This window comes from Tessaracoccus sp. MC1756, assembly GCF_014164735.1.
GTDB lineage: Bacteria > Actinomycetota > Actinomycetes > Propionibacteriales > Propionibacteriaceae > Arachnia.
Window position 1 is genome coordinate 1 of sequence record NZ_JACJFZ010000009.1, and the last position, 19,904, is coordinate 19,904.

Annotated in this window: 17 protein-coding genes and 1 pseudogene; 9 read left to right on the top strand and 9 right to left on the bottom strand. The window is 62.9% G+C overall.

Features of this window, described 5'->3' with window-relative positions; genetic code table 11:
- Positions 1-965: 965 nt before the first annotated feature.
- Together H5393_RS14155 and H5393_RS14160 are read left to right on the top strand one after the other, a co-directional pair.
- Positions 966-1,604, top strand: coding sequence for a bifunctional 4-hydroxy-2-oxoglutarate aldolase/2-dehydro-3-deoxy-phosphogluconate aldolase (locus H5393_RS14155; RefSeq protein WP_182767215.1), 639 nt, complete (start codon positions 966-968; stop codon positions 1,602-1,604).
- Positions 1,601-2,707 (top strand): sugar kinase, encoded by a 1,107-nt coding sequence (locus tag H5393_RS14160; protein WP_182767216.1) that lies wholly within the window; start codon positions 1,601-1,603, stop codon positions 2,705-2,707. Before H5393_RS14155 ends, H5393_RS14160 begins: the two co-directional genes overlap by 4 nt.
- Before the next feature lie 447 nt (positions 2,708-3,154).
- On the opposite strand, the gene H5393_RS14165 is transcribed toward H5393_RS14160, so the two are convergent.
- The 7 genes from H5393_RS14165 to H5393_RS14195 all read right to left on the bottom strand — a co-directional run bounded on the left by H5393_RS14165 (position 3,155) and on the right by H5393_RS14195 (position 10,300).
- Positions 3,155-4,342, bottom strand: a complete 1,188-nt coding sequence (locus H5393_RS14165) for a mandelate racemase/muconate lactonizing enzyme family protein (protein ID WP_182767217.1) — start codon at positions 4,340-4,342, stop codon at positions 3,155-3,157.
- 12 nt (positions 4,343-4,354) lie between these two features.
- Positions 4,355-4,942: a bifunctional 4-hydroxy-2-oxoglutarate aldolase/2-dehydro-3-deoxy-phosphogluconate aldolase gene (locus H5393_RS14170; RefSeq protein ID WP_182767218.1), complete on the bottom strand. Its 588-nt coding sequence runs from the start codon at positions 4,940-4,942 to the stop codon at positions 4,355-4,357.
- Entirely contained in the window at positions 4,939-5,886 is a 948-nt protein-coding gene (locus H5393_RS14175; protein ID WP_182767219.1) for a sugar kinase, read from the bottom strand. Before H5393_RS14175 ends, H5393_RS14170 begins: the two co-directional genes overlap by 4 nt.
- Before the next feature lie 14 nt (positions 5,887-5,900).
- On the bottom strand, positions 5,901-7,115 hold the full coding sequence (gene manD / locus H5393_RS14180) for a D-mannonate dehydratase ManD (protein ID WP_182767220.1): 1,215 nt from the start codon (positions 7,113-7,115) through the stop codon (positions 5,901-5,903).
- Positions 7,116-7,127: 12 nt separating this feature from the next.
- Entirely contained in the window at positions 7,128-7,994 is an 867-nt protein-coding gene (locus H5393_RS14185; RefSeq protein ID WP_182767221.1) for a carbohydrate ABC transporter permease, read from the bottom strand.
- Position 7,995: 1 nt separating this feature from the next.
- A complete protein-coding gene (locus tag H5393_RS14190; protein ID WP_182767222.1) occupies positions 7,996-8,880 on the bottom strand; it encodes a carbohydrate ABC transporter permease in 885 nt (294 codons plus the stop codon).
- A gap of 61 nt (positions 8,881-8,941) precedes the next feature.
- On the bottom strand, positions 8,942-10,300 hold the full coding sequence (locus H5393_RS14195; RefSeq protein WP_220488457.1) for a sugar ABC transporter substrate-binding protein: 1,359 nt from the start codon (positions 10,298-10,300) through the stop codon (positions 8,942-8,944).
- A gap of 283 nt (positions 10,301-10,583) precedes the next feature.
- On the opposite strand from H5393_RS14195, the gene H5393_RS14200 reads away from it, so the two are divergent.
- The 3 genes and pseudogenes from H5393_RS14200 to H5393_RS14210 form a co-directional block, all read left to right on the top strand.
- Positions 10,584-11,378 carry an IclR family transcriptional regulator gene (locus H5393_RS14200; RefSeq protein WP_182767223.1) on the top strand — a complete coding sequence of 265 codons (795 nt, stop codon included), beginning with the start codon at positions 10,584-10,586 and terminating at the stop codon, positions 11,376-11,378.
- Positions 11,379-11,602: 224 nt separating this feature from the next.
- A complete protein-coding gene (locus H5393_RS14205; protein WP_182767224.1) occupies positions 11,603-11,821 on the top strand; it encodes a hypothetical protein in 219 nt (72 codons plus the stop codon).
- 91 nt (positions 11,822-11,912) lie between these two features.
- A pseudogene (locus tag H5393_RS14210) lies at positions 11,913-12,230 on the top strand (transposase); the annotation flags it as partial.
- Positions 12,231-12,356: 126 nt separating this feature from the next.
- Here H5393_RS14210 and H5393_RS14215 read toward each other — a convergent pair.
- Together H5393_RS14215 and H5393_RS14220 are read right to left on the bottom strand one after the other, a co-directional pair.
- Positions 12,357-13,436 (bottom strand): ArdC family protein, encoded by a 1,080-nt coding sequence (locus H5393_RS14215; RefSeq protein ID WP_182767225.1) that lies wholly within the window; start codon positions 13,434-13,436, stop codon positions 12,357-12,359.
- On the bottom strand, positions 13,433-13,588 hold the full coding sequence (locus tag H5393_RS14220) for a hypothetical protein (protein WP_182767226.1): 156 nt from the start codon (positions 13,586-13,588) through the stop codon (positions 13,433-13,435). The genes H5393_RS14215 and H5393_RS14220 overlap by 4 nt, the downstream gene beginning before the upstream one ends.
- 173 nt (positions 13,589-13,761) lie before the next feature.
- Here H5393_RS14220 and mobF point away from each other — a divergent pair, with 173 nt between their 5' ends.
- The 4 genes from mobF to H5393_RS14975 are packed head-to-tail and all read left to right on the top strand — an operon-like array spanning position 13,762 to position 19,780.
- Positions 13,762-19,068 carry a MobF family relaxase gene (gene mobF / locus H5393_RS14225; protein WP_182767227.1) on the top strand — a complete coding sequence of 1,769 codons (5,307 nt, stop codon included), beginning with the start codon at positions 13,762-13,764 and terminating at the stop codon, positions 19,066-19,068.
- Positions 19,069-19,109: 41 nt separating this feature from the next.
- The gene (locus tag H5393_RS14230) at positions 19,110-19,553 is read left to right on the top strand and encodes a transposase (RefSeq protein ID WP_370586003.1); all 444 of its coding nucleotides are present in this window, start codon (positions 19,110-19,112) and stop codon (positions 19,551-19,553) included.
- Entirely contained in the window at positions 19,471-19,662 is a 192-nt protein-coding gene (locus tag H5393_RS14970; RefSeq protein ID WP_370586004.1) for a hypothetical protein, read from the top strand. Before H5393_RS14230 ends, H5393_RS14970 begins: the two co-directional genes overlap by 83 nt.
- The gene (locus H5393_RS14975; RefSeq protein ID WP_370586005.1) at positions 19,619-19,780 is read left to right on the top strand and encodes a helix-turn-helix domain-containing protein; all 162 of its coding nucleotides are present in this window, start codon (positions 19,619-19,621) and stop codon (positions 19,778-19,780) included. Before H5393_RS14970 ends, H5393_RS14975 begins: the two co-directional genes overlap by 44 nt.
- Positions 19,781-19,904: the final 124 nt, after the last annotated feature.

Here is a 19,904-nt window from a genome sequence, read left to right on the forward strand (position 1 = left end):
GGCCTCGACATCCTCGCACGCTGCCGACTGACCACCATCAACAACCCCGAAGAGGAGGTGACCGAACCCCCCGCCCTAACCGCCTAGACGAAGGAACCGCTACACCACTCCGCTGGACTTGACCCTGGGGGTCAGTATTCACGCGGCGTTGACAGCCGCGAAGCCGGAGGATCCAAACCCCTAGTTATGAAGAGCCACGTTGGCAATAGTCCCCGTCGGCACGGTAGCAGGACGGCTCTCCGGCGGGCACGCCACAACACATCTGCACGCGCCGAAACGAATTGACCGCTCCCCTCTTCGATGCCTGAGATCGCCGGTGCCAACAGTTCGGCAGAGGGGAGGAAGAAGTCGGCACGGCCGCCTCGAGAGCGCTCGAGCAGATTCCTCGTAGTGGTGCAGCCCTAGGTGGCAGCGGATGGCCGATACGTCACGACGGCTAGAGCGGGATCCTTCGAGTTCATCCACACGGCTCGTTCGAAAGAGCATCACGATGGCCGCTCATGGCGTTATCGACCCGCGCAGGCCCTCGGCAATCTGCTGGCTTCACCGGGTGGGATGCGCAGCCCGCAGCACATGATCGACCAGCCGTTGTCTGCGACGCCGTCTAGGCTTGCGGCGCCCGAGGAGGGCCCTCGACTGGCCCGACGCTACCTCCGTCCACCCCAGTCCGATCCCCTCCTAGACCACACCGCCGACCTTCCCGATGTCGCCGAAAACGTCGGCACCGCCCCAGTGTTCGGCGTTCTCTTGTTGTGCCTGGGTTCCTACTGCCCAGTGTGGCGCTTCCGCGACCTCACCTAGATGAGCGAACAGCTCAGTCCCGAGGTCATCGACTGAGCCCAGTTCATCGCGCGCGTCAGGCGGGAGTCATTGCCGCTGCGGCTGCGGACGGACCCGATCCGGTGTAGAGTTTCCATAGGTGAAACGCTCGATTTCATCTGCTGAAACGCTTAGGGGTGTGCGGGATGGTTGGTGGCGTGCTGAGCACAGGGGTGATACCCGTAATCGTGATAGATGAGTCTGAACTCGCAATCCGACTCGCTGACGCACTTCTTGCAGGCGGAGTTTCTGTCGCCGAGGTAACGTTTCGCACTTCGGTGGCTGCGCAGGTCATCGAAAAGATGTCGGGCATCGACGGAATGATCGTCGGAGCCGGAACGGTCCTGTCTCCGGCTCAGGTCGATCACGCCGTCGCCGCAGGGGCAAGGTTCATCGTTAGTCCGGGGTTCTTGCCATCAGTGGTTGAGCGCGCCCTGGAGCATGGGGTGATGGCGCTGCCGGGTGCAGTCACCCCCACTGAAATCATGATGGCGCTGAGTATGGGTATCGATACGCTGAAGTTCTTTCCCGCGTCCGTCTATGGTGGACCGGCAGCCATTAGAGCCCTTCGCGCGCCATTTCCACAGGTGCAGTTCCTTCCCACTGGCGGAGTCACCGCGACAAACATGTCTGACTATCTTCGTCTTCCGAACGTGCCGGCAGTGGGAGGAACCTGGATGGTCAACGAGCTACTCCTCAAGCAGCGCGACTTCGACCAGATCACGGAATTATCCCGGAGGGCGGCAGTTGCTGCCGCAGCCATTCGAAAGGGCATCGAGAAGTGAGTGCAGTCATCGAACTCCGGGGCAGCGACGAGTGTCGCTATGACGCGGTCTCACTCGGAGAAATTATGCTCCGTTTGGATCCCGGCGACTCACGTATTCGCGCCGCTCGCCGCTTCGACGTATGGGAAGGCGGCGGCGAGTACAACGTGGTCCGCGGCCTTTCGAGGGTCTTCGGACTACGCTCAGCTGCGATCACGTCCTTGGTCGACAACGAGGTCGGGCGGCTTATCGAGTCGCTCGTTCAAGGCGGTGGAGTCGACAATTCGCTCATCCACTGGGTTCCCGACGACGGTTCCGGCCGCACGGCACGAAACGGCCTCAACTTCACCGAGCGCGGCTACGGTCTCCGCAAAGCCAAGGGTGTGTCCGACCGTGGACACACGGCAATCTCTCAGCTAGCGCCTCAGGACACCGACTTTGATTACATCTTTGGTGAACTCGGTGTGCGCTGGCTGCACACCGGCGGTATATTCGCCGCCTTGTCTGAGCAGTCCGCTGAGACAGCCATCACCGCCGCGCGAGTTGCGAAGAGATACGGCACGGTGGTCTCATATGACCTCAACTATCGGCCGAGCCTTTGGAAGTCGATTGGAGGACAGGCGCGCGCCCGGGAGGTCAACCGCGAGCTTGCCCGTTACGTCGACGTGATGCTGGGCAACGAGGAGGATTTCTGCGCCGGTCTCGGCTTCGAGGTTGAGGGACTCGACCCTAACATGGCTGCCCTGCCGGTAGAGGCCTTCCACCAAATGATCAAACGAGTTGTGTCGGAGTTCCAGAATTTCAAGGTAGTAACCACCACCTTGCGGACAGTGAAGACCGCGTCGCTGAACGACTGGGGGGCCCTGGCTTGGAGCAAGAGCGAGGGCATTCTCCAGGCTACAGACAGGAGGGACGTCGAGATCTTGGATCGGGTCGGCGGCGGTGATTCCTTCGCGTCCGGGGTGATATTCGGACTGATGAGCGGAGAGAGCCTCCAATCTTCGCTTGAGTTGGGCGCCGCTCATGGTGCTTTGGCTATGACCACGCCAGGCGACACGTCCATGATGTCCCTCGAGGATGTTCGACATTTGGCCGCCGGCGGCAGCCCACGCGTCGACCGATGAGCTCTGCTTTGACGGATTCCGGGAGAGCGCTTGCCACCGGACATGCACCCAGCTCGTGACGCCGGGCGTCGCACCTAGGGCGGTAATCGAGTCGCTCGGCGGGGTCGTCCCATACTGAAAGAGCCCCATCGGCGTATTTCACTATCCGGGTTGAAGGATTTCACGCAGAATCGGTGAGGCTCACTTCACCAAATACTCAACACGAAGACTGGGGCCAGCGCCTCGGCTCATGAGTGCGCGCCGACGCGATCTGGAGGACGTCGTCCGCGCACCGTATTGATGGATGCAAGGACCAGGGCATGGGCCAACACACCACGAACAGGCAACAGCCCGCCGTGGCGCAGACGCCTGCAAATATTGACATCAAACAACCGCCTTGTGTGAAGAGCCTGTCGCTGACGCCGAGGACTGCGCGGGATTAGTGGTGAGATTGTTCGCCCAGGTCTGCTACCAGGGCCGTACTGCTCCGATTTCATCTCGCCAGACTGGGGTACGCCAATCGGAGCCGCCACCGCCGAGTAGCTTGCGGGGATCGATCACTAGCCCAAGCCCGGGAGCATTGAGCTGCTCGTGGACGTTGATCGTTCCGTCCTCAAGTCGAAGAGGCTCTACCAGTAGGCTGCCCCCGAGATCGACGGTCTCTTGGATCATGAAATTGGACTGCGATGCTACGAGGTTGATGCTGGCCACGAGGTTGACGGGGCCGAGGGGGTTGTGGAGTGCGACCTGTGCTCCCGCGGTGCGGGCCAGTGCGCCGATACGCATTCCTCCGGTGAGGCCTCCGCAGTGAGCGAGGTCTGGTTGCAGAATGGTGATTCCATCATCGAGTGCTTGCCGGAACTCCCAGAGTTCGCCCAGTCGTTCACCGGCCGCGATTGGAAATGGGCTGCGTTCAACGACTCGGGCGTAGCTTAGGCGATCGACGGGGTGCAGCGGTTCTTCGACGAATGCCAGGGGCAGCTCAGCCAGCGCCTCAAGTAGCCTTAGAACGCCTGGGTATGTGTATCGGCCATGGACATCGACGGCTAGGTCAACTTCAGGTCCGATGAGTTCCTGCAACTCTTGGAGGAAGATCACCTGTAGGTGAAGTTGCCGCCTCGTGGGAAGCGACTGGACGGGACCGAACACACAGGTCTTGACCATTCGTGCGCCGTTGTTCAGCGCCTCCGACGCACTAGCTACTGCGGCGACGGCGCGGTCTCTGGCATCCTGCTCTGAAGTCGGGAAAGCATCACCGCTTTGTGCATGGAAATACAGCGGCACCCTCGTGTGGAAACTACCCCCGAGCATCTTCCACACCGGAATCCCCAGCGCTTTGCCCTTCAGGTCCCAAATCGCTTGGTCCATGGCGCTCAACGCGCTGAGCCCGAGCATGCCGGGCGGGTAGAAGGAGCCGGCCCGCATCTGCATCTCGAGCTCTTCCGCGCTCCAGACGGTTTTGCCAACTGCCGTCAAGATCATCTGTTCGAGGATCGACTCAACAGTGTCGGCAGACCCTTCGAGGATTGCCTCGCCAACGCCTTCGATCTCACCGTCACCAACACTGGCGGTCAATAGGAGTAAGGACCGGCGAGGCCCGTGATGAAGGACTCTCCCGCCGGAGATTATGGCTTCTTGCATGCCGTTCTCTTTCAACTCTGAGCAGTCTTACTGCGCTTCACGTAGCAGGGCTGCAATATCCTCTAGTTGCTTGTGGTCTTTCAAACAGGACCCAAGCCCCAGGCCTATGGCACCGGCCTGAAGGAAGGACGCTGCGTTGTCGGCGTCCACTCCACCTGTTGCGATGAACTTCGGGCCAGGCAGGGGCGAATGCATAGCTTTGATCCATTCCGCTGTCAGAAGTTGCGCTGGGAACATCTTTTGGAGTGTCCATCCCATCTCCTCCGCCTCCGCGACTTCACTCGGTGTGGCGACCCCGGGGATGTATGGAACTCCTCTATCGATCGCCTGGGTTGATACCGCCCGGGACAGGTTGGGGGCGAAGAGGAACTGTGCTCCTGCTTGTTGGGCCTGCGCCACTTGCGCCGCGCGCACGACGGTGCCGGCACCAACCGTGGCCGTCGGAAAGGTGTCCCGTAGTGCGGTGATCTGCAGCAGAGACTCGTGGGATTGGAGGGCGACCTCGATGTAGGAGATGCCATGCTGGAGGCATCGCTCGGCGGCCGCAAGTGCCTCTCTGCTGTCCTGCCCCCGGAGGATCGCTACGCCGAAGGGTCGCGCGGAATCACTCATCATGAACGTTCACCACGAACGCGTCTAACGTCTTCGGGCTTGAGAATCGGAGTGTCATCATGCCCTCGCAGAGTGAGGGCAGCCGCCTCTGTAGCGCGGCGCAACGACTCAGGCACCGAGGCGCCCTCCAGTAAACCACTCAGAAACCCACCAGCGAACGCGTCACCCGCTCCGATTTCATCCACGATCGTCTCGATCGGCACGGGACCAGCTTCGAAGGGCGGAGACTCCCTGCCCAGGACCGACACCGGCTGGGCCCCATTCTTGAGAACGAGGAGGTCAGGGCTAGGAAAGAGCGCGCGGATGTTGGCATCGCCCTCGACACCAAAGAGTTCAAGGATCTCGTCTCGCCCCGCAAAGAACACGTCACTACGATTGGCCAAATCAAGAAGCACAGGGCCGGTGCGACGCGATGTCAGTGCACGCCGATGGTTCAAATCGAAGCTAACGAGCGCGTTGTGCTCCCGCCCCAACTCCATGAGTCGCCGCGTGAAATCCTGGGCTGAGCCTGAGAGACCCGCGGTGATCCCGGTGGTGTGAACCAGTGCAACATTGGTCCAGTCGAGAGCCTCCGCATCGTTTGGCTCGAGATGGCTCGCTGCGGAGCCATCCCTGAAATAGTAGTTCCTCGGGTTGTGACCACGCGGGGCACGAAGAATGACGCCAGTCTGCGCGCCAAGTTCTCGTGCCAATACGTTGACCCCGCGGCTCTCGAGGGTCCGCCTGATAATGTCGCCGAGTCTGTCATCGCTCAGCACGCTCAGCCAGTCCGTCTTCACCCCGAGTTGCGTGAGCATCAGGGCTACGTTGGATTCTGCTCCCGCAAGAGCAACTCGGCATTGACCGCCCGGTTCAAAGGGCGGCTCATCGACACTTGAAAGCACCAACATCGTCTCGCCCGCACAAATAACCCTCCGACTATCACGCTGCTCCATGTCCCATTTCACAGCCACCTTCCTCATCACCAGTCGTGGACTGAGCCATCGAGGCGCGTGTTGACTGGAAGGTATGACCGCTCATACTTGAACTGCTGAGCCGCGTTTTCGTCGAAGTCGATACCCAGGCCCGGACGGTCATCAACGTCGAGGCCATGACCGTCTACAAGTCTGAAGCCCGGCCTGAAAACGTCGAGGGCAGACTGCGAGTAGCCCATGTACTCTTGGATGCCGAAGTTGTGGATACTCAGACCAAGGTGAACGGCGGCGGCCATTCCGATGGGGGACACGTCTTGCGGGCCGTGTGCCCCCGAGCGGATTTGGTAGAAGGACGCCATTTCGAGGATCTTCTTGAGTTGCGAGATACCACCACCGTGCGTGACGGACATGCGCACGTAGTCGATGAGGCGTTCGGTAATCAGGTGCTGGGTGTCATAGAAGCTGTTAAAGATTTCGCCGATCGCCAAGGGTGTGGTCGACGCGCGACGTACCAGCCGCACGGCCTCTTGGTCCTCCGCCGGGGTGAAGTCTTCAAGCCAGAAAAGGTTGGCTGGCTCAACTTCTTTGGCCATCCGCGCGGCCTCAATTGGCGTCAACCGGTGGTGCACATCATGCAGCAGATGAACCTCCGGGCCAAAATCACTCCGCGCCTGCTTCAGGACCTCGGGGACGTAAGCAAGGTAGGCCTGCGTGCTCCATTTCTCTTGAAGAGGCAATCCATCCGCAGGGGAATCCAGCTGTGCTGGCCCTGTTTTTCCGATTCCATAGATGACCTCAAGCTTCGGAACCCCCACCTGGAGACGAATCGCTTGGGCCCCCTCCTTCAAGTAGCGTTCCACCTCAGCATAGAGATCTTGGGGTCCCATACCTGATGCGTGACGGTAGACCATGCAGGTGTCACGCGATCGCCCTCCTAGAAGTTCATACACCGGCACCTGCATCCTCTTGCCGGCGAGGTCCCACAGTGCTTGGTCTATGGCACTGATCGCAGTCATGGTGACCGGCCCACGGCGCCAGTAGGCCCCCCTGTATAAGTACTGCCAGATGCGTTCGATTTGCGAGGCGTCTTGACCTAGCAGCAGTGGCTTGATGTGTTCCTCCAAGTAGGCAGCCACAGAGAGCTCCCGGCCGTTAAGGGTGGCGTCACCGACTCCGACTAGTCCGCCACTGGTCTCGACAATGACGGTCGTGTAGTTCCGTCCCGGGCGAGACACGACGATCCGGACATCTTCGATCTTCATTCTTTTCCTTTACTAGCCTTTGGTGGCGCCCGCTGTGAGGCCGCCGACGACGTATTTCTGCGCAAAGAGGGAGAGGATGGCGATGGGCGCACTCATCACCATCGCCGCCGCCATGAGTCCGCCCCAGTCAATCGACGCGTAAGCCATGAACTGATAGAGGGCCACAGGAAGCGTCATTGACTGCGAATCGGCCAGAACCAGTGAAAACAGAAAGTTGTTCCAGCTGAAAATCGTGGCCAACATAAACGCGGTGGCGATACCCGGAACAGAGAGTGGGAGAGAGATCCTGAGGAAACACTGGAATTCGGTCAGACCGTCGACTAGGCCTGCTTCATGCAACTCGTGGGGGATTGAGCGGAAGAAGCCGGTGAGGATCCAAGTCACCAATGGAAGGCCCACGAACATGTGGCTGATGATCAATACCCAGAAGGTCCCGACGATGCCCATCATTGAGAACAGGTAGTACCAGGGAACGAGCAAGAGGATGGCCGGCACAACTCGAGCGAGCAGGATCACGGCGTTCACCTTGCCCATGCCGAATCTCGCGATAGCCCATGCAGCGGGCAGTCCAAGAAGGAGTGAGAACCCCGTGGAGACCAAGGCCACGATGACCGAGTTGCGCACATAGAGCAGGTAGTTGTTCGTCTCGAAGACACGGAAGAAGTTGGCCAGCGTCGGTTCGAAGAAGAAGGTTTGTGAAGGGTCACTTATCTGCACGTTGTTCTTCAGGGAGGCCGTGAGCATCCAGATGTAGGGAAAGGTGAAGACAAGGCCCACGAGGATGATCAATCCGAATCTAGTTCCGTTTCGGATCGCCTGGCGCCTGCGAACCGCTCCAGATTTCCGGCGGGTGAAGTCCTGCTGAAGTTTGCTGGCCATATCACTCTTCCTTCAGGGTGGTCTTGACAACTAGGACGGCGAGTGCCAGAACGAAGACGAAGAAGAAGACGAGGATTGCGGCCGCGAGACCGTACTCCATGTAGTCGAAGCTGTAGCCATAGGCGAGCACGTTCAGAGTTTCCGCTTCGTTGGATGATCCTCCTCCTGGGCCCTTGGTCGCATAGATGAGGTCGAAGGTCTTGAGCGCGTCGATCCCTCGCAGCACGGCAGCTACGACAATGGAGTTGCGGATCAAGGGCAGCACAACGTGCCAGGTACGCTGCCACAAGGAGGCGCCGTCGACCAGCGCAGCCTCCTCGGGGTCCTCCGGCATGCCAGCCAAGCCCGCCATCGTGATCAGGATGACAATGGGAGTCCATTGCCAAACGTCAATGCCGATGAGGACCCAGAGGGCTTGGGTCGGGTCTGTTAGCCACCCTTGGCGAGGAATTCCGATCAGGTGAAGCAAGTTGTTGGCCACACCTATATTCGGATCGAGCATGAGTAGCCAGATTGCACCCACGGCAACAGGGCTGGTCACCAGAGGCAACATGATGATCGTGCGCATCAACCGACCGCCCCAGAACGGCTTGCGCAGAAGCAGCGCGATGGCGATGCCCAGCACGAGCTCCAAGCCAAGTGCGGTAACGGAGAACATGAACGTACGCCAGACCGCTGGCCAGAAACGGTTGGCGTCTGTGAACGCTTCCACGTAGTTGTCGAGGCCGGTGAAGGGCTGCGGACCTTGCGAGGCCGGTCCTGAGGTGTCGGTCAGGCTCAGGTTGATCGTATACACGATCGGGAAGGCAATGAGAAAGACGATCGCCAGCAGTCCGGGCCCAATCATCCCCCACTTGAGTAGTCGGAGTCGGGTCTTGTTCTTCATGGTCCACTTTCCGCTGAACGGCGCCCGGGCTGTCGGGCGCCGTTCAACTAGGTCGAAGTTCTTAGCCTTCTGTGCCGGTTGCCGAGGCGTCTTCGACCAGGAACTGCTCCATCTCAGACTGTGCGGTGTCTGCGGCAGCCCTGACGTCACCGCCCTGAATCGAGGTCACAATTGGAGCACCGGCGATGTCCCGCGCACGCCCAACCTGCACCACAAGGGGTCGGTCATAACCAACGCCGTTCTGGGTGGAAACCCTGAGCGTCTCCGCAAAGTCCTCGGGAATATCGGTTAGGCTATCCGGGTTCTCCCAGACCGACAGTCGGGCACCGAAAATGCCGCTCTTCTGAAGGTCGAGCACCATCTCAGGACCGGTGGCCCACTCAACGAATTTCCAGGCGAGCTCCTGCCTCTCAGAGTTGGCGTTGATGCCCAAGCCCCAAGAGGCGACTGAATAGGGCTTGGAGCCAGCGGGGCCAGCCGGAAGGGGCGCAACGCCCAATTGCTCACGCGTGATCGTCGATGCGCCTTCGCGGGTGAGCTCGGCCCAGAAAACCTCGGCATCAATGAACATCGCCACTCGCCCCTGCTGGAAGAGCGGGTTGATCTGCTCAGTGCTCATGGACTCAACGCCCACGGGCCCATATTCGCGGAGCATCTTCCCGTAGAACTCGTAGGCGGCAACAGCCTCGGGAGTGTTCAGCGAGGCCTTGCCGTCGGTGATGAAGTCGCCACCGAAACTGTAAAGGAAGCCGGAGAACTGAGTTACGGCCGGGGCGCGCAGGCCGCGCATCGCGTAGCCAAAGGGCTGACCGTTCGGGTCGTGAAGTGCAGCAGCGGCGGCTTCCAGTTCCTCCATCGTGGTGGGCACCGAAAGGCCCGCCTTCTCGAAGAGGTCCTTGCGGTAGAAGAGGACTTCCCGCTCCGTGACGATGGGGATCCCGTACTGAGTGCCGTCGTACTGGCCCACTCCCAGCATGGACTCCTGGAAGTCCTCGATCTTGTACTCAGCCCCCGCCGAGAGGTCTCCGAGCCCCAGGAGCCAGCCGTTGCGGGAGAACTGAACGCCCTCCTGGAGCGGGCGATACATCATGACGTCCAGGTCACGGGACTTCCCCTGAAGGCGCGTGTTGTACATCGTCGAGAGCTGATCCGCTTGATAGGAGCTGAGGTCGATCTTGACCTTGTTGGCCTCCTCGAACTCACCCAGACGCGGCTTAATGTAATCCGTCCACGGGTGGTTGGCGGCCGTCACAGAGAGCGTGCCTCCGCCTCCACCGCCACCATTCGTGCTGGCAGTGTCACCTGCCGAGGGAGCGTCTCCGCTGCTGCATGCTGCAAGGCTCACGGCGGCCCCTGCGATGGACGCGCCCGTAAGGAAGGTGCGTCGCCTGAATACCTGCATGTTGGTCTCCAATCTCATGGTTTCTTCTATTTTTGTGGGGTTGGTCTCTGAGGACTGGACAGCCGTCCGGACAAGCTCTTCGATGAACTCGAACCCTCTTTTCTGCCATCAACACGTTGCACGCATTCCTCGATGACGATCTGTCGCGAGCCAGAAGACCCGACAGAAAGGCATCTACCACTACTGTTTCACCTAGCGAAACCATATGTTTCGGTAGATAGAATGTTGCCAGATCCCGAGCGCCCAGGCAACGGAATCGCAAATATCGGATGTTTTGGGGGAAGGGTGCCAAGCTTGTGTCATGACACCGACTGATTCCAGCCCTGGGGAGGCCGCCCCCCCGCGCGTCGAGGCCATCGACCGAGCGTTGACGCTGCTGACCGTTTTGGCCGACGCCGGGCCAGCAGGTTCATCGCTGAGCGATCTAGCTTCGGCGGCCGGGCTCAACAAATCGACTGTCCACCGTGCGCTGGGCACATTGGCCGCCAGGACATTCACTATCAAGCTCCCCGATGGCAACCACGCGCTGGGACCGGCTGCGCTGTCTCTTGGTAGTCGGTTCAGCAGCCGCCAGCACCTCCTGCAAGCCCTGCGCCCGGCGATCTTCGAGTTGTCCCGCACGGCTAACGAACTGGTGCATGTCGGCTCCTGGGAAGGTGGAGACATCATTTATCTCGACAAAGTGGAACCGCCGTCTCGGACTATTCGCGTCTGGTCCGTGGTGGGACAGCGCGTCCCGCTTGCTTCCACTGCTTTGGGTCGCGCCCTGATCGCAGCGAGCCCGATCGACTACGACCAACTGCCTGCCTTCGTTCGCAACACCGCAACGACCGATCATCCCGTCTCCGCCGAGAGACTCCGAGAAGTTGTTGAGCACTGTCGGCAGAACGGCTATTCGTACGAGTATGAAGAGAATGAGCCTGGAATTGCCTGTATTGGGGTAGCGCTGCTGCACGCCGACACCGCGTTCGCTGCGGTTTCGATCACCGCTCCCGCCAACCGGATGACGCGTCAGCGCCAAGAAGAGCTGGCCAAGATGGTTCAGAGCGTCTTGCCCCCGCTGTTACCAGAGGGCGTCACGCTCTTCAAACCCTGATCAAGCGCTTGCTGCGCCCTACAACTGTGGGACCAGCCGACTCAGCTCAAGGAGAACCTCCCGGTCCACCTGTCAACCAGCCGTCAGCCACCACTGAATCAGCTCCTGAAATGAGGAGACCACCGCCAGAAGCGGCTCCGGTCGTGTCCACACTGGCCACGACGGGGTCTGTCAGGCAAACGGTGTAAGTGGCTCCAGTGCCCGTAAGGGCAGGAGGAGTCATCATGACCGAGAACACCATCAACACCCTCGAGAAGCACGTGGTGTCGGCCAGACTGGACGACGTGACCGAACCACCACCTCGAGTGCCGGAGGCGTCGGCCGACCTGAACCCAGATCAGAGGGAAGCGATCACACAGCTGGTCCGCCAGGCCAAGGACGCCGGGATCGCGTTGACCGGCCCGGATGGTCTGCTCAAAGCGTTCACCGCGCAGACTTGGTAGACGGGTTTCAGGTTGACTGCGCTCGGGCCAGTGCCGCTTCGAAGCATCGAGAAGCTGTTGCGCAGTAGATGGATCAGACAGGTCTGGACCTTACCCGGCCTTGATCCGGCTCTGGCGAAGCGCCTGGGCCGAGTTCGTGCCGTTCCTGGACTACGACCTCGAGATCCGCTAGGTCCTCTGCTCCACCAACGCGATCGAGTCGCTCAATGCTCGCCTCCGTAGGGCGGTGAGGGCCCGCGGGCACTTCCCGAACGAGCAGGCGCCGTTGAAGACCTTGTACCTGACGGTGAGATCCTTGGACCCCAAGGGCACCGGCCAGACCCGCTGGGGCATGCGCTGGAAGCCCGCCCTGAACCCGTTCGCCCTCACCTTCGCAGACCGCATTCCCGCGGCCAGCACCCACCACTAGAAACCGCCACTCACACCGAAAATCGGACAGTCCCGTCCAGAGTTGTGCAGCGTTTCTCTTTTCGGCGCTGAAGGCCTCGTGCGGGGTGCGGTCGGCACGTTCTCGGCAGGCCTTGTCAGGGAAGATTCATGGCGAGATCCGCTGACGCATTGCTGTCAAGGATGGCCGCGCTTGGTGAGGTTCTGGACGGAGTGCTGCACGGGAGCCCGCACCGGGGGTGGGGGGTGGGGCCGGGCTGATCACACCTTCAACGCTTCGGTGCAGATCACGTGCATATGCGGCCACAGCCGCTGGGGTTGTTCCTTCCGGGTTTCGGTGGGTGAGGTAGTCGACTACGGCGTGGCGTACTCGCTCGGCTGTTTCGAGGATCACGTCTTCAGGCCTGGATTGCCGTTGCCGGGCCGCGGATGCCGCCCACCCAGCGAGGTAGGTGAACGATGCGGTGGCCGTGTCGAGGCCGTAGTCAGCGGCCACGACATGGGCGAAACTCTCCGCTTCCACCTCCACCACCCCACGGCACCGCTGGACGTTGCCGCCAAGGGGGCGGTGCATCATCACATGGGCCGCCTCATGGGCCAGAACGGCCGCGGCATGCGCCGGCGGGAAACTGTCCAGCACCAGCACTTCCATAGAGTCGAATCGCGTGAGGCCCTCCGGGCCGCCAAGGTCTGGCGTGCTTGTCACAGTGAAACCGTTGGATTCGATGTAGCGGGCGAGGTCGTGCCACATCCCTTCCGGCGCCGCGCCCTGCAACACGGTCGATTCCTGGGGTGGGGATTGCGGGACGTCGGGGCCGTCAGTTTGGGTGACGTCGAACACCGGCATCGGCTTGAAACCATAGATCCCGAGGCGCGGGTTGCCCGCGTCGTCGAGGACAGGGTTACCAGCATCGTCGGTCAATTTGCGGGTCAAGGGCCCGAGGACGGAGATCGCTTTCTCGCCGCGGCGGACCTGACGGCCTGCCGCTTGCCACGCACGGTAGCCGGCGACCTGGGTCGCGTCGGGCTTCTGCGCCATGATTAGGATCTGGTTGCGTACCGAGTACTGGCGAAACCGCGAGATGAATGACAGCCACATCTGCCACCCGTCACTGGTCATCAACGCCGCAACGCCGTGCTGGAGTTGCTCCTGGAGTTCCTTGACCCGCTCCTCCCGCTGCTGGGCCACGCGGGCCTGCTGCGCAGCGGTGAGCTTCCGGCCATTCATCGGTCATCTCCGGCGAGGAATTCGGCGTGGTTGAGCAGCTCATCGGCCTCCGTCGGTTGGCCGGCTGCCAGGTGCTCTTCTGCCTGCAGCAAGAGCTGTTCGACGATCAGCGGCAGATCAGTGTTGAAGTCTTCGCCCGATGAGTTGTCCATGCCTCTATGAACCCCGCCTCGGTGATCTCACCGCGTCAGCCCGAGCCTCACCTTCCACAGCCTCGCTGATAGACACTCAACTGGCCGTACCCCCGCTAGTGGAGTGGCACACACCTCTTGCATTCCTGGAGCGGTGATCGCGCTGCCTGGATCGGGGGCGGGTTCTTGTGGGTGTGACGGCGTCTCTGCACAAGCTGACTGCGGGGTCGGGGTATGACTACCTGACCCGGCAGGTTGCTGCGCAGGATTCCACCGAGAAGGGGCACGCGTCGCTGACGAGTTACTACACGGAGAAGGGCGAGATCCCCGGCCGTTGGGTGGGCTCGGGTCTGGCCGGGTTGGGCGACGTAGCAACGGGGAGTTTCGTTGACGAGACGCAGATGAGGGCACTCTTCGGCGCTGGGTATCACCCGAACATGGCTGCTCGGCTGGCGGCTCTCCCGGTGGGTGCCTCTCGCGAACAGATCCGCGACGCGGCCAGGTTGGGGACACCGTTCAAGGTCTACGAGGCTGCCTCCACCTTCCAGAAGGATGTGGCGGTCCGCTGCAGCCAATGGTCCAGTGCCAATGGGTTGCCGCGTGATGCGGTGGTGCCGGTGGATGTGCGGGCCGGGATCCGCAACGAGCTCGCCACCGCAGTTTTTCAGGAGCGGACGGGGCGGGTGCCATCGTCGTTGGAGTTGTCGACGGAGGTCGCGCGGCTGTCGCGGGACCCTACGACGGCGTGTGCGGGGTATGACGTGACGTTCACCCCGGTGAAGTCGGTCTCTGCGTTGTGGGCCGTGGCGCCGCAGTCGATGGCGGCAGCGATCGAGGCCGCCCACAGTGCCGCCGTCACCGACGCCCTGACCTATTTGGAGCAGCGCGTTCTGTACTCACGACGGGGCGCCGGCGGGGTCCGGCAGGTCGACGTCCGAGGGCTGATTGCGGCGTCGTTTACGCACCGGGACTCGCGGGCCGGGGACCCGAATCTGCACACACATGTGGCGATCGCGAACAAGGTTCAGGCCTTGGATGGGACGTGGTTGGCGATCGACGGAAGGCCGCTGTTCGCCGGGTTGGTCAGCGTCAGCGAGGTGTACAACACCCACCTCGAAGCCCACCTGACCCACACCCTCGGCCTCCAGTTCGCCGCCGGCGGTGAAGCAGTAGAGGGGAAGCGTTCGGTTAGGGAGATCATCGGCGTACCGATCGGGTTGTGTGAGGCGTGGTCGAGTCGGCGGGCAGCGATCGAAGCCCGCCAAGGCGAACTCGCCGTCGAGTTCCAACACCGCCATCTGCGCCCGCCGACCCCGGCTGAGGCCATCGCGCTGGCGCAGCAGGCGACCCTGGAGACCCGGCAGGCCAAGCACGAACCCCGGACCCTGGCAGAGCAACGCGACACCTGGATGAGGGAAGCCACTGCGGTCCTCGGCACCGGCGGAGTAGAACGGATGCTCGCGAACGTGCAGCAGGCGACCAGTCCTGAGATTCCCCTAGATCCTCGGTGGATTGCGCAGGCGGCGGCGGGGATTGTGGAGACGATGGGTCGCTCTCGTGCGTCGTGGAACGTGTGGCACCTCCACGCGGAAGCATCGCGTCAGGCACGCCGCCACGCCAGCACTCCGCAGCAGGCCGCGGACCTCACCGACCAGCTGTTGGTCGCCGCCACCAGTCGGTGTGTGGTGCTCGACGGATGGGCCGATCCGATCAGTGACCCCGCCGTGCTGCGACGCTCCGATGGTGAGTCGATGTACACCCACGTCGGCACCAGACGCTTCACCTCCCAGGCCGTCATCGACGCGGAACAACGCATCACCGACACCGCCTGGCGCATCGACGGCCGCGCCGCTACCGAGGCCGACGTGGCCCTTGCGCTGCTCCTTTCCACCGCCGAGGGTGTCGCTCTCAACGCCGGCCAGACCGCGCTCGTTCGAGAGATGACCACCAGCAAGCGCCGGGTCCAGGTCGCCCTGGCCGCTGCCGGGTCGGGGAAGACCACCGCCATGGCAGCACTCGCGCGGGCGTGGCGCGAGAGTGGCGGCGACGTCGTGGGACTGGCTCCCTCCGCGGTCGCCGCCAGCGTCCTGAAGGATCAGCTCGGTGACGCCACCACACTGGCCAAACTCGCCTTCGACCTCGACAACAACAGCCCTGGGGACATCGGTCCTGTCGGCCCGGACACGCTGGTGATCATCGACGAAGCGGGCATGGCCGACACCCCCACCCTCGCCACGATCATCGACCACGCCATCGAACGCGGCGCCTCCGTCCGGCTGATCGGTGACGATCAGCAGCTGGCTGCGGTGGGTGCCGGTGGGGTGCTCCGAGACCTCGTCACCACGCACGGGGCCGTGCACTTGACCACCATCATGCGGTTCACCGACCCAGCTCAAGCCGCAGCCTCCCTCGCGCTGCGCGAGGGCCGGCCCGAAGCCGTGGGCTACTACCTCGACCACGACCGCATCCACGCCGGCACCGATGAGACCGTCCTCCGCGACACGCTCAACAACTGGCTGATCGACCGCGCCAACGGTTTCGACTCCGTCATGCTCGCCGGCACCCGCCACAGCGTGGCCACCCTCAACCAGTGGGCCCGCGCCCACCGCCTCACCAGTAGCGGCCAGAACACCGCCGAGCTGCCAAGCGTCCTCCTTTCGGACGACAACCGGGCATCGATCGGCGACCTCATCGTCACCCGCCTCAACGACCGACGCCTCACCACCAGCAGCACCGACTGGGTCAAGAACGGTGACCACTGGACCATCACCGCCATCACCCCGGCCGGCGCCATCCACGCCAAGCATCGCGACAACGGACTCACCGTCGAACTGCCCTCGGCCTACGTCGCCAACCATGTCGAACTCGGCTACGCCGTGACCATCCACGGCGCCCAAGGCATCACCGTCGACACCACCCACACCGTCATCACCGGGACCGAGACCAGGCAGCAGCTCTACGTCGCGATGAGCCGCGGCCGTCACAGCAACCACACCTACATCCAGATCGTCGACGGCACCGACGAGAACGCACCCATCCATCCCGCCACGCTGCGGCCCACAACCGCCACCGACATCATTGAGGCCGTGCTGGCCCGCGACGGATCCGCCCGTTCCGCAGCCACCGAACAACGTCAGGCAACCGACCCCGCCGCCCGCCTCCGACATGCCGTCGCCCGCTACACCGACGCCCTTCACCTCGCTGCAGAACTCCACAACCCCACCTCCGCAGCCGAGCTGGACCGAGACGCCGACCACATCGTCGACGGGCTCACCGCAAGCCCGGCCTGGCCCACCCTGCGCGCACACCTGCTGCTTGCCGCCGACGACACCACCACGCCCGTGCAACTCCTTCGCAACGCGGTCGATCTCCGCGAAGTCGCCAGTGCCACAGACGCGGCAGCCGTCCTCACCTGGCGTCTCCCCACACAACCTCCAGGACCACTCCCCTGGCTCCCGGCCATCCCAGACGCCCTGATGAAGAAGGACCGCTGGGGTGCCTACCTGACGGCGCGCGCGGACCAGGTCGCCAGCTTCACCGACGAGGTCCGGACCGCGTCCGCGGCGATCTCGCAGCCAGCATGGGCGCTGCCAGGACACTCACTCAACCCGCACACCATCGCCGATATCGAAGTGTGGCGCGCCGCCGTCGGGGTCGAACCCGACGACCGCCGCCCCACCGGCCCACCCCAACTCGGCACCGCCGCCCGAGGCCACCAACTCGCCCTCCAGGAACGCCTCGCCACACCGACGGCCGTGTGGACCGACCTGCTGCGCGACATCCGCGACGACATCCCCGGCGACCCCTACGCCACCGCCTTGGCCCACCGCCTCTCAGCCCTCCACACCACAGGCGTTCCCATCACCGCCCTCCTCGCCGAAGCCGTCGCCGAAGCACCCCTCCCAGGCGAACACCCCGCCGCCGCCCTATGGTGGCGACTCACCCGACACCTCACCAACACACCAGCAGCAGTCGGCATACCCGCCTGGGAAGCAGAACTCCCCGGACTCATCGGAATCGAGGCAACCATCGACCTCGAAGCCAGCCCCTGGTGGCCACACCTCGCCACCGAGGTCACCACCGCACTCACCCACGACATTCCCCTCAACCAGATCATCACCCCCATCACCGATCTGTCCGGGTTCGACGACGCCTGCCAAGCCCTCCTCTGGCGGACCCACCAACTCACCGCAACACCGCCCAGCGAGGACGAGGAGCCGCCGCACCCTGACCAGATCCCACCAGAGGGAATCGAGCTAATCGACTGGTCCACCCGCAACCAAGAACTCGCCAGAGCCGCACGCCTCCGCCTCGCCACCGAGCCAGACTTCACCGCCCTCGAACTATCCATCGGCTTCGCCGAAATGGACCGGTGGGCCGACGAACCACACACCCAACAACGCCTCGAACAACTCCTCGAAGCAGCCACCACCTACTACCAACAGCAACTGCCCGGCAGCTGGAGCGCCAACTACCTCACCGAACGGTTCCGCACCGACCTCTCCGACGACCACCGTTTCCGGATCGGACACGCACCCGCCGGCTGGACGAACCTGGTCAGCGCACTGCGCAAACAGGGCTTCACAACGGGCGAGATGCTCGCCGTCGGCCTCGCCACCAACACCCGCACCGGCAACACCATCGACCGCTTCCGCAACCGCGCCATCATCCCCATCCACAACCAACACGGCATCGTCACCGGGTTCATCGGCCGACGCCACCCAGACGCAACGGATCAACAGGGACCCAAATACCTCAACAGCCCCGCGACAGCGGTGTTTCAGAAGCGACATCTCCTCTACGGCGCCGAACTCCGAACCCCCACCGCCATACCTGTGCTCGTTGAAGGCCCCATCGACGCCATCGCCGTCACCCTCGCCGGCGAAGGCACCTACATCGGCGTCGCACCCCTCGGCACCGCCCTCACCCCAGAACAAACACTCCTACTACGCAACCATCCGGCAACCCTCCTCGCCACCGACGCCGACCCGGCAGGCGACCACGCCGCTGAAAACGCGTTCTGGCTCCTGGCCCGACACCGCTTCGACCCCCACCGCGTCAACCTCCCCAAGGGCACCGACCCGGCCCAACTCCTCCACGACCACGGACCTCAACACCTGCGCCGGGTGCTTGCGAACACCGTGCCGCAGGCAGGCGCCATGATCCACGACCGCACGGAGCAGCCTGCCGGCCTCAGCGAAGATCGGCTGATCGAAATCACCGCCGCACGGTCTCCCCACCACTGGCCAGAGACCCTCCTCCTGCTGGACTCCCAGAGCGCTGAGCGCCTCGTCAGCCGAATCAACGCGTGGACTGGTGACCCCGGCAGGGCCAGTCAGACCGGGCAGGAACTCAGCCGCGCCTGGCGACGCCACGGAGCCGGCCAGCCCCCGTCCACAGGACCTACTCATTACCTCACCGCACATCGATTCATCCAGGACGACCCAAACTCGGGGAAATCCGTGCGCCGGTGGCCCACAGGAGCGCCGGACGTCCCCTAGCCGGGCAGGTCGCGAACCGGCCGATCCACGTCGCCCTCGCGGTGACTGTCGACGGGAACCGCGACATCCTGGGGTTGTGGGTCGGCGACCGCGGCGAGGGCGCCAAGTACGGGCAGCAGGTGCTGAACGAGATCAAGAACCGCGCCGTCACGGACGTGTTGATGCTGGTCTGCGACGGCCTGAAAGGCCTACCGGACTCAGTCGGGAACGCGTGGCCGAAAACGACTGTGCAGACCTATGTGGTGCACCTGATCCGCGGCTCGTTCCGCCACGCCGCCCGTCAGGACTGGGACAAGATCGCCCGCTCGCTGCGGCCGATCTACACCGCCGACACCGTCTCCGCGGCGGAGACCCGGTTCTCTGGAGTTCACCGAAGAATGGGGCACCCGCTATCCGGCGATCGTGAAGCTGTGGTCCGACGCGTGGGCCGAGTTCGTTCCGTTCCTGCAGTTCGACAAGGAGTGTCGACGGCGCTCGAAAAGTAGACAGTTTCGGCGCCTTTGGTATCCAGCGGTGGTTGCAGCGGGGACGATCGCGAAGGGGTTCTCGCATGTCATCTCGTCGGTTAAGGAAGGGGCCGGGGCGTCGGCCTAAGTCACTGACCCGCAAACGGTTCGTGGAACTGCTGGCGGCAGGCTGGTCGCTGTCTGCCGCAGCCCGGGAGGTGGGTGTATCGCGCTCCGCGGCGAACACGTGGAGAAACTGCGGGTAGTAGAGCCCCCTAGAGTGGTGTAGCTCCCACAGTGGCCGTGGCCGTCGATGACGGCAGGGCGGTCACCGTGGGATCCTTCGAGTTCACCTACCAAAGCTCTCTCAAAGGAAATCAACCACGATGA